At 57.7% G+C, this 14,559-nt stretch carries 13 protein-coding genes; 4 read left to right on the top strand and 9 right to left on the bottom strand.

The genetic code is table 11. The features are described from left to right. Positions 1-110: 110 nt before the first annotated feature. A complete protein-coding gene (locus ASF69_RS05175; protein ID WP_062586025.1) occupies positions 111-1,451 on the bottom strand; it encodes a dicarboxylate/amino acid:cation symporter in 1,341 nt (446 codons plus the stop codon). Between the two features lie 258 nt (positions 1,452-1,709). Here ASF69_RS05175 and ASF69_RS05170 point away from each other — a divergent pair, with 258 nt between their 5' ends. Both ASF69_RS05170 and ASF69_RS05165 read left to right on the top strand, forming a co-directional pair. Then, positions 1,710-3,530, top strand: a complete 1,821-nt coding sequence (locus ASF69_RS05170) for an ATP-binding protein (RefSeq protein ID WP_062586022.1) — start codon at positions 1,710-1,712, stop codon at positions 3,528-3,530. Position 3,531: 1 nt separating this feature from the next. Next, entirely contained in the window at positions 3,532-4,893 is a 1,362-nt protein-coding gene (locus ASF69_RS05165) for a sigma-54 dependent transcriptional regulator (RefSeq protein WP_062586021.1), read from the top strand. Between the two features lie 30 nt (positions 4,894-4,923). Here ASF69_RS05165 and ASF69_RS05160 read toward each other — a convergent pair whose 3' ends face one another. The 6 genes from ASF69_RS05160 to ASF69_RS05135 form a co-directional block, all read right to left on the bottom strand. Continuing rightward, positions 4,924-5,406: a BA14K family protein gene (locus ASF69_RS05160; RefSeq protein ID WP_062586018.1), complete on the bottom strand. Its 483-nt coding sequence runs from the start codon at positions 5,404-5,406 to the stop codon at positions 4,924-4,926. A 142-nt stretch (positions 5,407-5,548) separates the two neighbouring features. Next, complete coding sequence (locus tag ASF69_RS05155) at positions 5,549-6,295, bottom strand: aspartate/glutamate racemase family protein (protein ID WP_062586015.1); 747 nt, start codon at positions 6,293-6,295, stop codon at positions 5,549-5,551. A gap of 10 nt (positions 6,296-6,305) precedes the next feature. Continuing rightward, complete coding sequence (locus ASF69_RS05150; RefSeq protein WP_062586014.1) at positions 6,306-7,124, bottom strand: ABC transporter permease; 819 nt, start codon at positions 7,122-7,124, stop codon at positions 6,306-6,308. 1 nt (position 7,125) lies between these two features. After that, on the bottom strand, positions 7,126-8,037 hold the full coding sequence (locus ASF69_RS05145; RefSeq protein ID WP_062586012.1) for an ABC transporter permease: 912 nt from the start codon (positions 8,035-8,037) through the stop codon (positions 7,126-7,128). Between the two features lie 76 nt (positions 8,038-8,113). After that, positions 8,114-9,403, bottom strand: coding sequence for a PotD/PotF family extracellular solute-binding protein (locus ASF69_RS05140; protein WP_062586010.1), 1,290 nt, complete (start codon positions 9,401-9,403; stop codon positions 8,114-8,116). Positions 9,404-9,431: 28 nt separating this feature from the next. Next, complete coding sequence (locus ASF69_RS05135) at positions 9,432-10,517, bottom strand: ABC transporter ATP-binding protein (RefSeq protein WP_062586008.1); 1,086 nt, start codon at positions 10,515-10,517, stop codon at positions 9,432-9,434. A gap of 259 nt (positions 10,518-10,776) precedes the next feature. Here ASF69_RS05135 and ASF69_RS05130 point away from each other — a divergent pair, with 259 nt between their 5' ends. Beyond that, positions 10,777-11,487: a GntR family transcriptional regulator gene (locus tag ASF69_RS05130; RefSeq protein ID WP_062586006.1), complete on the top strand. Its 711-nt coding sequence runs from the start codon at positions 10,777-10,779 to the stop codon at positions 11,485-11,487. A gap of 41 nt (positions 11,488-11,528) precedes the next feature. Here the strand turns inward: ASF69_RS05130 and ASF69_RS05125 are convergent, their stop codons facing one another. Further along, on the bottom strand, positions 11,529-12,785 hold the full coding sequence (locus ASF69_RS05125; protein ID WP_062586004.1) for a D-amino acid dehydrogenase: 1,257 nt from the start codon (positions 12,783-12,785) through the stop codon (positions 11,529-11,531). Positions 12,786-12,792: 7 nt separating this feature from the next. After that, positions 12,793-13,959, bottom strand: a complete 1,167-nt coding sequence (gene alr, locus ASF69_RS05120) for an alanine racemase (protein ID WP_062586002.1) — start codon at positions 13,957-13,959, stop codon at positions 12,793-12,795. A 125-nt stretch (positions 13,960-14,084) separates the two neighbouring features. On the opposite strand from alr, the gene ASF69_RS05115 reads away from it, so the two are divergent. Next, complete coding sequence (locus tag ASF69_RS05115; RefSeq protein WP_062586000.1) at positions 14,085-14,546, top strand: Lrp/AsnC family transcriptional regulator; 462 nt, start codon at positions 14,085-14,087, stop codon at positions 14,544-14,546. Positions 14,547-14,559 lie beyond the last annotated feature (13 nt).

Genomic DNA, 14,559 nt, shown 5'->3' with positions numbered 1-14,559 from the left:
CTTCTTCAAATATACCCTTCTGGTTAGGCAGGGTCATCAATTAGAGCTAGAAACGCAAACGGCCCGCGCCGAAAATTCGGGCGGGCCGCGCATTCATCTGGACAATTGTGCTATTCGGCAGGCTGCGCTGCAGAAGCAGTTTTGACTTCGCCGATGCTTGGCACATCTTCGCCGCTCAGGACGAGGGCCAACTGCGCCTCGTCAAGTTCGCCTTCCCAACGGGCAACGACGATTGTCGCAACCGCATTGCCAACGAAGTTGGTAAGCGCACGGCATTCCGACATAAAGCGGTCGATGCCGAGGATCAGCGCCATGCCAGCAACTGGAACAGACGGAACGACAGAGAGCGTTGCGGCAAGCGTGATGAAGCCTGCGCCCGTGATACCGGCGGCACCCTTGGAGCTGAGCATCGCGACGAGAAGCAGCAGAACCTGCTCACCGAAGGACAGATGGATGCCCGTTGCCTGTGCAATGAACAGGGCAGCAAGCGTCATGTAGATGTTGGTGCCGTCAAGGTTGAAGGAATAGCCTGTGGGGATAACGAGGCCAACGACAGAGCGTTTGCAGCCCGCCTTTTCCATCTTGCTCATCAGGCCCGGCAGTGCGGCTTCCGAAGACGATGTGCCCAGAACGAGCAGAAGCTCTTCCTTGATGTAGCGGATCAGCGCCAGGATCGAGAAGCCGTTATAGCGGCAAACCGCGCCCAGAACGACCAGCACGAAGATCAGCGAGGTCAGGTAGAAAGTGCCGATCAGCATCGCGAGGTTGGTGACTGATGAGATGCCATATTTGCCGATGGTGAAAGCCATGGCTCCGAAAGCGCCGATCGGTGCGGCTTTCATGAGGATCGCGACCAGCTTGAAGATCGGATACATCAGCGCGTGCATGAAATCGACGACCGGCTTGCCGCGATCTCCGACGATGCCCAGCGAAATACCGAACAGAACCGAGAAGAACAGGACCTGTAGAATATCACCCTCCGCGAAGGCGCCGACAATCGTCGTCGGGATGATGTTCATCAGGAAGCCGGTGATGCTCTGCTCATGCGCCTTGGCGGCATAGGTCGCAACCGCCTTGCCGTCGAGCGTCGCGGGGTCGATGTTCATGCCAGCGCCCGGCTGGATGACATTGGCGACGATCATGCCGACGATCAGTGCGAGGGTCGAGAATGTCAGGAAGTAGATCATTGCCTTGCCGGCAACACGCCCTACCTTCTTCATGTCGTTCATGCCGGCAATGCCGGTAGCGACAGTAAGGAAGATGACGGGCGCGATGATCATTTTGACCAGGCGAATGAAGCCGTCGCCAAGCGGTTTCAGCTGCTCGCCGAGAGCCGGATAGAAATGCCCGAGTGCAATACCGGCCAGAATGGCGACGATAACTTGAAAATAGAGGTGCCGGTAAAATGGCAATTTGACGTGGCTGGTTGCCACGGGGGTGCTGTCAATCATGTTGGTTCCTCCTCGGTCACAACCCTGCCGTATTGGCCTCCCGGGTCCGCCGTCCTTGGTTCACGGCCCTGCGACCGTCTGCCAGTCATTTTGCAAGAGGCGTGCCAAGATCCGTCACATTCTGCAACCCTATGAAAATGCTAGAAATATTTTCAGCGTGTATGTCGTGACAAGCATTGATGTGTGGTTTGCCGCTCGTTTTGTCTTGCTGTTTGTGTGGAAATCCGCACAATATAGTCAGCGTTGGATGTGGTGCGGATGGCAAAAAACTTCGAAAATGCGCGGTCGCGATGGGTCGCTTTCATGGTGATGTGGGTGATAATCGCGCTCGGTGCGTTTATCGCCGCAGACAAGCTCGGCCGAATTCAGGCGATGAAGAGCCTGCTGGTGACAGCAAGTACCGATGGCCAGCTGAAATCCGCGCTTCTCAATGTTGCCCTTGAGCGTCCCAGGGTTCTGCCATTGGTTCTGTCTCGGGATCGGGACATCACCGATGCGCTGGAGAATGGCGGCGCGTCGGTCGAGCGGCTCGACCAGAAGCTTGAGGGGCTGATTGAAGGCACGCAGGCTTCGGTCATCTATGTCGCCAATATCGATGGCGTAACGATTGCGTCGAGCAACTGGCGCACGCCGGAAAGCTTCGTCGGCTCCAATTATGCGTTTCGAGATTATTTCAAACGCGCCTTGGAAACGGGCAGGGCAGAGCACTATGCGCTCGGCAATGTCAGCCGCAGACCGGGCCTTTATATCTCGCGGCGTGTCGATGGCACAGATGGCAAGCCGCTTGGCGTCGTCATTGCCAAAGTGGAATTCAACCGGCTTGAGACAGACTGGAATATTGGCGGTCGCCCGGTCTACATCGTTGACGATAACGGCGTTGTCCTGATGACGAGCATCCCGGAATGGCGGTTCAAGACGGTAGCGCCGATCAATGAAGCGCAGCGAAGTAAGATCGCTGAAAGTCTGCAATTCGGCGACGAAAAGCTTTCTCTCATGCCTGTGACGACGGTTTCGACACCCGGACCGCAGGTCGCTATGGTCACGGTCAACGCGCCGTCTTCACTCAAGGGAGAGTTCCTGCGTCTGGAACTTCCCGTGCCGACAACGCAGTGGTCGCTGCACTATCTTCAACCGGTGGCCGCTACCATGAATGCCGCGATCCGGGAAAATCGCATTATAGCTGCGGCGAGCCTCATGCCTCTTCTTGCGATATCAGCCATCTGGTTGCGTCGCAGGCAAAAAGGAGCCGAGCAGCGTGCGGCGGATGAACGTGATCGTGCCGAGCTGGAAAGACGCGTGCAAGAGCGGACAATCGATCTGACAATGGCGCGAGACCGGCTGCAATCTGAAATTATCGGCCACGAACAGACCGCCAAGGAGCTGCAAAGCGTCCAGCACGAGTTGGTGAAAGCCAATCGCCTTTCGATTTTAGGGCAGGTGGCAGCCGGTGTCGCGCATGAAATCAACCAGCCTGTGGCGACCATTCGCGCCTTTGCCGATAACGCACGCGTCTTTCTCAAACGTGACCGCGCGCAGGAGGTCGATGAAAACCTTGAAAGCATTGCTTCGCTGACGGAGCGCATCGGCGTCATAACCAGCGATCTCAAGATATTGGCGCGAAAAGGACGCACCGCTGCAGAGCCCGTCAGTATGCGCCTCGTCATGGAGGGTGCGGTGGTTCTGCTGCGCAGCCGCTTTGCCGGTCGTCTGGAAGCACTGGAAATTACCCTTCCTCAAGATGGTCTCATGGTGCTCGGAAGCCGGATCCGGCTGGAGCAGATCGTCATCAATCTTCTGCAAAACGCGCTTGAAGCGATTGAGGACAAGCCGGATGGAAGGGTGTCTGTGCGGGTCGATGAGGCTGGCGATGAGATTGCCCTTGTTATAGCGGACAACGGCCCCGGCATTTCGTCGGACATACGCGAGCAGCTGTTTTCCCCTTTCAATACCTCAAAAGAGGGAGGGTTGGGTCTCGGTCTTGTCATTTCCCGAGACATTGCCTCGGATTATGGAGGCCGGATCGACGTCGAGACCGGTGAGACCGGCACGTGTTTTTCTGTTTATTTGAAGCGGGCGTAAGATGACGATGGGCGGTACGGTATATCTGGTCGATGACGATTCTCAGCTGCGCAAGGCCATGCGCCAGACGCTCGAACTGGCAGGCATAGCGGTTGTGCCATACCCGAAGGCCGAGCAGGCTTTGGAGGCGCTGTCTGAAGATTTCGATGGTGTCGTGATAACGGATGTCCGAATGCCCGGCATGGACGGCCTGCAATTCTTTGATCGCGTGCGGCAGATCGATCCGGACCTTCCGGTCATCCTCATTACAGGCCATGGCGATGTGCCCATGGCGGTCGCCGCTCTCCACAATGGCGCGTATGATTTCATTTCCAAGCCGTTTCCCGCCGAACGGATGGTGGAAAGCGCACGCAGAGCGTTGGAAAAGCGTCGGCTGATCATGGAGAACCGGGCATTGAGGCTGGCCGCGCATCAGGCAGAGGACGATCTGCCATTGATAGGCCAGACACCGGCAATGGAACGGCTTCGCAATACGCTGCGCCATATCGCGGATACGGACGTCGATGTGCTGGTGGCCGGTGAAACGGGAAGCGGCAAGGAAGTGGTTGCCACAGCGCTCCACAAATGGAGCAAACGACGCTCGAAGGGCAATTTTGTCGCGCTGAATTGCGGCGCACTCCCGGAAACGGTCATCGAGAGCGAATTGTTCGGCCACGAAGCGGGCGCTTTTACCGGTGCGCAGAAGAAGCGGATCGGTCGGATCGAACACTCCAGTGGCGGTACGTTGTTTCTGGACGAAATCGAAAGTATGCCGCCGGGGGTGCAGGTGCGGATGCTGCGCGTGCTGGAAATGCGGCAGGTCTCACCTGTCGGCTCCAATGAGGAGAGGCCAGTCGATATTCGTGTCGTCGCCGCAGCCAAGGTGGACCTTGGCGACGCCCAGCAAAGGGGCGATTTTCGAGATGACCTTTATTACCGCCTAAACGTCGTGACCTTGTCGATTCCGCCGCTTCGAGAGCGTCGAGCCGATATACCGTTGCTGTTCTCCCATTTTGCGAAGAAAGCTTCGGATCGTTTCGGACTGCCGGTTCCGGCAATCACCGCTGCCATGTCGCGGCATCTTAATGACCATGACTGGCCGGGAAATGTCCGGGAACTGGGCCATTTCGCAGAACGGGTGGTTCTGGGGCTGGAAGCCACGGCTCAGCCGGCGGCCCCAGCGGCATCGCGTGACGCAGCATCAGGCACGCTGTCTGAAAGACTGGACCGCGAGGAGGCCTCCATTATCAGGGAAGCTTTGGAGAAGTGCGACGGCGATGTTGCTGAAACGATTGCCGCCCTCGGCATTGCTCGCAAGACATTCTATGACAAGCTGCAGCGCCATAACATCAGCCGCGCCGACTATGTCCAGAAGGGCGCATAGGCAACGCGGCGTCTTTGTCTATCGGAACGGTCAGCCTGCAACGCAGAAGTGGTTCTGGCCATCGTAACCGAGATACGTGCCGGTACGCGGGTTGAAGCTGCCGTAGCGCTGCGAGCAATAGTCATACCATGTGGATGTCCAAGGCTCGATGGTGCGATAGGTGCGGCGCGGCTGATAGGCCGGGCGGGTATCGTAAACCGGCTGGGCTCTATAAACCGGGCGCGGCGCCTGGCGGTAATAGTAGTTGTCGTCGGGTTCGCTGTAGGTGTAGCTCGGCTGATAGGCGGGATAGCGGCGCACCGGCGGCTCGTCGTAGACGCGCTCTTCCGAGTAGCGGGGCTGGGCCAGTGCGGAACCGACAGCCACACCGGCTGCAAGACCCAGCACGCCGCCCAGAAGCGCAGCGTCACGGTCATGACGGCGCCAGTCACCGGCGGATGCGGAGTTCAAGGGAGCGATGACGGTTGCAGACACTGCAAGAGCCAGAAGCGTTTTTGCTGCAAAAGAGGCCATGTTCGTTTTCCATCAAAGCGGCAACTGCGTGCCAGTGATTATCTGATGGTTAAGAATTAGCGATATGTGGCTGAACGGCTGCTGAATGAATTATGGCGCTGCTGTGGCGTGAAGGCGTACCCATGTCTGCATTGCTTACGCCTCAGTGGTCGCTGATTTCCGTGGGTGAAAACATACTCAACATTCCGCCGTATGGCTTGTGCAGCGGCGCGGCATAGGCGCCCTGTTTGGCTGTTTTCAGACCCAGTGTAACCAGCCCTTCTAAGTGTTTGACCGCGGCACTTACCCCATCGATGACGGGCACACGGAACTCTTCGGAAAGGCGTGATGCAAGGTCAGCCATGCCTGCGCAACCCAGAATGATGGCCTCTGCGCCATTCTTGCTGACGGCGGCGTCAATCTCCCGGCGCAATTTTTCAAGCGCGTCAGACATGGGGTCTTCAAGCGACAGGACCGGAATATTGGCAGCACGAACGGTCGCGCGGCTGCTCATTCCGTAGCGATGAACGAGATGTTCGATAGGCAGGCGGGACCGTTCCATGGTGGTCACAATGGCGAACCGCTGGGCGATGAAGGAGGCGGTGGCAACCGCCGCTTCGCAGATGCCGATCACCGGAATGGTCGCAAGTGCTCTTGCCGCATCCAGCCCCGTATCGTCAAAACAGGCAATGATGGCGCCGTCCGCACCTGCCTTTTCCCCCTTGGCGATTTCCACCAACAGACCCGGCACGGCAAAAACCTCGTCGTAGTAACCCTCTATTGAGACAGGCCCCATCTGCGATGTCACGGCCACGATTTCCGTTTCGCGTGCAGCCACTCCGCTTGCAGCAGATGCAATCGTTGCGGTCATGGATGCGGTGGTGTTGGGATTGACGATGAGAATGCGCATGATGCTGTGTTCAGGCTTTCAGTTGGCGTCGGTTCAGATAAACGATGAGGCCGAGCGTGGCCGCAATCACCAGAAACGAGAAAAATGTGGTGACCGCGCCCAGCGCGTAGAGAACCGGCGTCGTGACGTTGGTCGTCATTCCGTAGATTTCGAGCGGCAGGGTGTTGTAGGTGCCTGATGTCATCAGCGTGCGCGCAAACTCGTCATAGGACAGCGTAAAGCCGAAAAGACCGATGCCGATGAGGCTTGGCGCAATCATGGGTAAAACGACATTGGTAAATGTCTGCCAGGGCGTCGCGCCAAGATCGCGTGCCGCCTCTTCATAGGATGGAGAGAAGCGGTTGAAGACGGCAAGCATGATCAACACCCCGAAAGGCAATGTCCATGTCATGTGCGCGCCGAAGGCGGAGCTGTACCAGGACGGTTCAAGCCCCAATTGCTGAAAGAGGACGCCGATGCCCAGCGAGATGATGATGGAGGGAACGACGAGACTGGCGACGGAGAGATAGAACAGCGATGTCGCGCCAACGAATTTTCGGCGAAATGCGAGACCCGCAAGAAGCGAGACAAGCACGGTAGAGACCATCACCATAACGCCCAGAAACAGCGAGCGCCGGAACGATCCGCCAAAATCGCCAACCGCCTGTTGCTCGAAGAGGTTTCTGAACCAGTGCAGCGAGATGCCGTTCAGCGGAAAGGTCAGCCCGCCATTCGGTCCCTGAAAGGCCAGTATCAGAATGGCCGAGAGCGGGCCGTATAAAAACAGCACGAAGAGCGCAAAGAAGAAGGAAAGCACATAGAATTCGCGACCGCGTTTTTCCGAATACATCCTAGAGCTCCTTCCTGATATCGACGACGCGTAGAATTCCAGCCACCATCAGCAGCACGAGGGCGAGCAGGATGACGGCATTGGCAGCGGCTGCGGGATATTGCAGCAGCGACATCTGGTTCTTCATCATCAGCGCAACCGAAGCGCTCTGGCCACCGGACATGACCTGAACCGTGGAGAAATCGGCCATGACCAGTGTGACGACAAAAATCGTGCCGATGGCCATTCCGGGCTTTGCCAGGGGAATGATGACATTCCAAAGGATCTGCCAGCTTGTGGCGCCGGCATCCCGCGCGGCTTCCACCAGCGATTTGTCGATGCGCATCAACGTGTTGAAGATCGGGGTTACCATGAACAGCGTATAGAGATGAACCATGGCAAGCACGACGGCAAAATCGGAATAGAGCAGCCATTCCACCGGAGCCGGAACGATGCCCGTGCCGACAAGCGCGCTGTTGACCAGCCCGTTTCGACCCAGAACCGGTATCCAGGATATCATTCTGATGATGTTGGAGGTCAGAAAGGGCACGGTGCAGATCAGAAAGAGCACCATCTGCATGGTGGTGGTTCTGATGTGGAATGTCAGGAAATAGGCAACCCAGAAGCCGCAAAACAGGGTGATTGCCCAGACGATCGCCGCGAATTTCAGCGTGTTGAGGTATGTCTGCCAGGTCACCCAGGAGCCGAGAGTTTCGGTGTAGTTGAAGGTGACGAAGCCCGGATACATCTGGGCGAAGTCGTAGTCCCAGAAGCTGACAGTGGCGATCATGAGGATCGGCAGGGCGAGAAAGAAGCCGAGTATGACGGCCAGCGGTGCTGCCTGCAGATAGGCGACCAGCTTTTCCGGCAGTGCAAAGCTGCGGCTTTTCTTGTCCGTCTTGTCGCTGACGCCGATCAATCGCACGGTCACCATGATGAGGCCTTTCGTGGCTAAGGGGGCAGCGCCGCCAGCTTTCAGCTGGCGGTCGCTTGAGGTATGATGTTCAGGCTCAGGCGGCGATGAACTCGTTCCAGCGGCGAACCATGTAGCGGTCTTCGTCCATCACGGAGTTCCAGCACGCGACCTTGCCCATGCGCTCCTGGAAGGAGCCGCCGTCGCGGACTGCGCCGGCCTTTTCCATGACCTTGCCGTCTGGTGCGATGATGTCGCCCTGAGCGGCCTTGCCCTCGACCCAATAGCCCCATTCATCCGCAGTCATGTGTTCCTTCGCGGTGTCCATGGCGGCAGAGTAGTAGCCCTGGCGGTTGAGATAGGCGCCGACCCAGCCGGACGTGTACCAGTTGATGTATTCATAGGCCGCATCGAGCTTTGCGCCCGAGAGATGCTTGGCAAGACCCAGACCGCCGCCCCATGAACGATAGCCTTCCTTGAGCGGCTGGTATTTGCAGGCAATGCCCTTGGAGCGCACGGCAGCCACGGCGGGCGACCACATGGACTGGATGACGACTTCGCCAGATGCCATAAGGTTGACGCTCTCGTCGAAGCTCTTCCAGAAGGCGCGGAACTGACCGTCCTTCTTGGCCTTGATGAGGAAGTCGATCGTCTTGTCGATCTCTTCCTTGGTCATGTTGCCCTTGTCGGCATATTTGATGTTGCCCATCGCTTCCATGATCATGGCTGCATCCATGATGCCAATCGAAGGAATATTGAGGATGGACGCCTTGCCCTTGAACTTCGGGTCCATGATATCGGCCCAGCTGCTGATCTCGCGGCCAACCAGGTCAGGCCGGATGCCGAGCGTATCGGCATTGTAGATGGTCGGGACCATGGTGAAATAATCGGTCTCGCCCTTGGCGAATTTCTTGTCGCCCTGCTTTTCAACGAAACCGACAGTATGGGGCGCTGTTCCCTGGGCGATGACACTGTCGGGTGTCAGCTTGCCGGTTTTGAACAGCGGCACGATCTTGTCATAATATTTCAGCTTCTTGATTTCCATCGGCTGGATGACGCCTGCCGGATAGACCTTCTTCAAGATCCAGTATTCGATGTCTGCGATGTCGTAGGAGTTTGGCTGGGTGACGGCGCGTTGCGCAGCCGCGTCGGAATCGGTCGCCGTCATTTCAAGCGTGATGCCGAGGTCGGCCTTACATTTTTCAGCGATGGCATTGAGGTTCGAAACACCGGTGCCGAACTGACGCAGCGTGATCGGGTTCTGGGCCCAGATGGTCGGGAAGCCTGTAATCAGGCCAGAGCCGATGGCGGCACCGGTTGCTGCAGCGCCAGCCTTGAGAAGACCGCGACGCGAAAGACCTTTTTTCGAATTGGATGTTATCGACATGATGAGTTCTCCTCTGGTTGTTTTTTGGTCATTTTTCTATTCGGCCGAGCACGATGGCATCTGCCGCATTCCATGACAGTGGAATTGCTTCACCGATCTTGATGGGGCTTGCAAAGAAAGCGACGTCGCTGAGAATGACGTTGAAGTCCTCAAAGCCCGCGCCTGCGACGGTGATTTTGACCGTCGCCCCGTGATATTCGACATTGGAAACGATACCGGTGAAGCCATATCCGGGTTCCTCAGCTTCGCCGATGCGAACGCGGTCGGTGCGGATTGCGATATCGACGAGACCGTCCTGCATGGGCTCGCCTGTGGCGGTGAAGGAGCCGCCTGCGGGAACGTCAATGGTGATCAATTCGCCATATTGCGCGCTCACCCGCCCGGAAATGACGTTGTGGTGGCCCATGAAGCGGGCGACGAAGCCCGTCGCCGGACGCTCGAACACGTCACGTGGCGTTGCCGCCTGTTCGATGCGCCCGTCATTCATGATGACGATGATGTCGGCGAGCGCCATTGCCTCTTCCTGGCTGTGCGTCACGTGAACGAAGGTAATGCCGAGCGTCGTCTGGAGCTTTTTTAACTCCGCGCGCATCCGTATCTTCAGAAAGGGATCAAGCGCGGAGAGTGGCTCGTCCAGAAGCAGCGCTTCTGGATCGGTAATGAGCGCACGTGCCAGGGCCACACGCTGCTGCTGGCCACCGGAAAGCTGCGCGGGTCTGCGGTTGGCATAGGGTTCCAACTGCATCAGTTGCAGCATGGTCAAGGCCTTTGCCCGGCGTGTGTCGCGGTCCACGCCTTTCATCTTCAGGCTGAAGGCGACATTGTCCAGGAGGTCGAGATGCGGAAACAGGGCGTAGGACTGAAACATCATTGCTGTCCCGCGGCGCGCCGGTGGAAAATCGGTAACGACGGTATTGCCCAGCCGAACGTCACCGCTCGAAATCGTCTCGTGACCGGCAATCATGCGCAATGTCGAGGTCTTTCCGCAGCCGGAAGGGCCTAGCAGGCAGCAATAGCTACCGGCCGGTATCTTCAGGCTGATGCCGTGGACGGCGGTGGTGGTTCCGTAGACTTTTGAGACGGAGACAATATCGATCTCGGCGGCTTTACTCATGCATCTTCCCCTGCTGTCGATCATCTCCTTGCATAAGACGTGCCAGTTGGCGGAGCGCAGGGTAAGTTTCTGTAATTCAATCCGATTTTTCGAGCGTGGATTTCCTGGTTAACATCCCGTTCGTGGCGCTGATTAAAAAAGAAGCGATTGTGAGCGATTATGCATCACGATTGTATCCAATATTTTTGGCGATTGGGTACTTTTGCCTTTGCAGGCCTTGGTTGGTGGGAGTACAAAGGCTGGACCACCGGAAGATACAATGACAACAGCTGATATTACGCCAGACGCCGACGCTACTCAGGAAGGTCGCGCCCAGTCTATCCGCGACACGCTGCGCGATGCAATTGTGGACAGACGGCTTGCCCCGGGAACGAAATTGTCCGAGGCCGAGGTTGGCACGCTGTTCGATGTCAGCCGAACCGTCGTGCGCGCCGCCTTGCAGATGCTGGCCTTCGAGGGGCTGGTCAAGACGGAGCGAAATCGCGGCGCCTTCGTGTCCAATCCTACTCCGGAAGAGGCGCGGCAGATCTTTGCATCCCGCAGGCTGATCGAGCCGGGAATCGTCCAAAGTGCAATCGAACGGCTGTCAGCAGATGTGATTGCCGAGATGCGGGCTCATTTAACGGAAGAAGCCCGCCATCAGCATGAACGGGGGCCAAGCGCACGCCGGTCCGAGATCAAGGCCTCGGGCGATTTTCATCTGATGCTCGCCTCCGTTGCTGGAAACGCCATCCTTGAAAAATTCATGGCCGAGCTGGTCGCCAGGTCATCGCTGGTCATCGCGCTCTATGGGCGCTCCGGCGTTTCCAGTTGTGGGCATAGCGATCACGCCGCCATTCTCGATGCTCTCGAGAGCGGCGATGCCGAAAAGGCAAAGCGTTTGATGCTGCATCACATCGATCACATCGAAACCGACCTGGACTTGCGCAACAAGGAAGGTCTGGCGCTTAAAGATGCGCTGTCCTTGTGACGTGTATCGGCAGCCGGTTGCCGCCGATACGGGTGCGAATGTCAGGCGGCATATCTGCTGATCGCAAGATCCCCGGTTTCGATCTCGGGTCTGGTACCACTCACCATGTCGGCGAGGACCCGCGCAGAACCGCAGGCCATTGTCCAGCCAAGAGTGCCATGGCCTGTATTCAGATAGAGATTGGTGTAGCGCGTGGGGCCGATAACCGGCGTGCCGTCCGGCGTCATCGGGCGAAGGCCAGACCAGAATTTCGCCTGGGATTGGTCGCCGGCACCGCCGAACAAATCCTCGATCGAATGGGTCAAGGTCGCCTGCCGCTTGGCTGGCAGGTCTTTGCTAAAGCCCGCAATCTCTGCCATTCCCCCGACGCGAATACGGTCGCCAAGGCGGGTAATCGCGATCTTGTGCGCTTCATCCATGACGGTTGAAACCGGTGCGCGCGCAGCATTGATGATCGGTACCGTGATCGAATAGCCCTTGACCGGGTAAACCGGCAGATCGATACCGAGAGGCTTGAGGAATTGTGGCGTGTAGCTTCCCATTGCCCCGACAAACGTATCGGCCTCCAGAGTGCCCTTCGTCGTCTCAATGGCCTTGACGCGGTTGCCTTCGGTAATCGGCCGCAAAATGCCGGTGTCGTAGAGGAATGTCACACCGGCCTGTTCGGCAAGCTTTGCCAGTTCGGTGGTGAACATGAAGCAGTCGCCGGTCTCGTCACCGGGCAGACGCAGGCCGCCGACGATCTTGTCTCTGGATGCTGAAAGGCCGGGCTCCACGGCGGCACAACCATCGCGATCCAGAATCTCGTAAGCCACGCCGCCAGCCTTCAGCACCGCCACGTCCTTGGCAATGCCATCAAACTGCTTCTGCGTTCGGAAAACCTCCAGCGTGCCCTGCGTCCGCTGGTCGTACTGGATGCCGGTTTCATCGCGCAGAGCCATCAGGCAATCGCGGCTATATTCGGCAATGCGCACCATCCTGCTCTTGTTGACGGAATAGCGCGCGGATGTACAGTTGCGCAGCATCTGGCCCATCCAGCGCCATGCAGCCGGGTCCGCTGTCGGTCGAATGATAAGAGGGGCATGTTCCATGAAAAGCCACTTCATGGCTTTCATCGGAATGCCTGGGGCAGCCCAGGGCGAGGAGTAGCCCGGGGATACTTCTCCCGCATTGGCAAAGCTTGTTTCAAGTGCCGCAGCAGGCTGGCGGTCTATCACCGTCACCGAGTGACCCGCCTTTGCAAGATACCAGGCGGACGTGACGCCGACGACACCGGCACCGAGAATAACGATTTTCATATCTGCCTCACTCGTCTGCGTTGCTTGTTTCGCCGGTAACACCGGCTCTGTCTGGCTGAATATAGGTTCTGCGATAGCGTTGGCCGAGGCCCGTCAGAATCTCATAGGATATTGTCCCGGCATCCTCGGCAAGCGCTTCAAGCGATTGGTCGGGTCCAATCAGTTGCACAAGGCTGCCATGGGTCAGGCTTCCCGCAGGCAGGGCTGTGATGTCGAGGCTTATGCTGTCCATGGACACACGGCCGGCAATTGGCAGGCGGATGCTATTGAAATAGGCGGCTCCGCGATTGCTGAGAGAGCGGGGAAGACCGTCCGCATATCCCGCCGCAATCGTAGCCAGCCGCGTTTCAGCGGACGCACGGAACGTGCCGCCATATCCGACAAGCGTATCTGTGGGGACTGTCCGCGTCTGGATTACTGCGACATCCAGCCGAACTACCGGTTTCATCGGGTTGGGGCGCAACGTTGAAGGCGCGCCGCCGTAAAGAGCGATACCCGGGCGCATTAGCGCGTTGTGGTAATCGGCACCGAGGAAGATGCCGCCCGAGTTTGCAAGGCAAACCGGCGTGCCGGGAAACATGTCCGATGCCTTGCGCATCACGACGAGTTGCGATGCATTGAGCGGACTTTCAGGTTCATCAGCGCAGGCCAGATGGCTCATGAGATAGCTGATAGCGATGCCGCGAAGACGTGCCGGCTCTGCTTTCAGCGCATCTAGCTCAATGGGCGCCAGACCAAGCCGCGACATGCCTGTGTCGATCTGGATCGCCGCCGGGAGAACCTGTCGCAGTGCAGCTGCATGGGCTGACCACTGCGCGATTTGCTCAAGGCAGTTCAGAACCGGCGTAATGTTCATCGCCGTGCAGGAGGTTTCGTTGCCCGGCTGTAATCCGTTGAGAACGAAGATTTGCGCATCACCGGCAAGGCGAAGGCGCAGGGCGATTGCCTCATCCATATGGGCGACGAAGAAATGACGGCAGCCAGCGTCGTAAAGCACGGGCGCGACCATGTCTGCGCCCAAACCATAGGCATTCGCCTTCACAACGGCGCTCGTTATCGAGGCGGGTGCCTTTGCCTTCAACAGGAGATAATTGTCACGAAGCGCGCCCAGGTCTATCGTCAGATAGCCGCTGGCACCGCCACTTACCGTCTGGCGATTGATCGTCATATTCATCGTCGTTCCCTTATTATTGGGAACAAGTCTATTGCAACAATCATCGAATTTTTGCAGTTTGATGTGCAGATTATTCGAATGATTGGCTCAGCACGCAATTTTCAACGGCAGAACGGAATATCTTTATGTCTTCTCTGGACGCTACCGATCGCCACATCATCCGCCTGCTTCGGCTGAATGCCCGCATCAGCAATGCCAAACTGGCCGCCGAAGTCGGGCTTTCGCCGTCTGCTTGCCTTCGCCGCGTCGATATTCTCGAGCGGGAAGGTGTCATCCGCGGCTATACCGCGCTGACGGGAAGCGCGGCTGGTGGCGATGTCATCTCCGTTATCGTCCAGATCACGCTTGACCGGCAGACGGAAGATTTCCTGAATCGTTTCGAAAATGCCGTTCGCCGTTACCCGGAAATCCGGGAATGCTATCTGATGACTGGCGGATCGGACTACTTTCTGCGGGTAGAAGTTGAAACCGCAGGGGATTTCGAGCGCGTCCACAAGGATATCCTGTCGAAACTGCCGGGAGTATCCCGCATCCATTCCAGTTTTGCCATTCGCAACGCCTTGGCAAGCCCAAAGCCGAGAGCGTGAGAACGGTCGACCG

Origin of the sequence: Rhizobium sp. Leaf311 (genome assembly GCF_001423445.1) — a bacterium.
Taxonomy (GTDB): Bacteria; Pseudomonadota; Alphaproteobacteria; order Rhizobiales; family Rhizobiaceae; genus Agrobacterium.
This window is presented reverse-complemented; position numbering and strand designations above follow the sequence as displayed.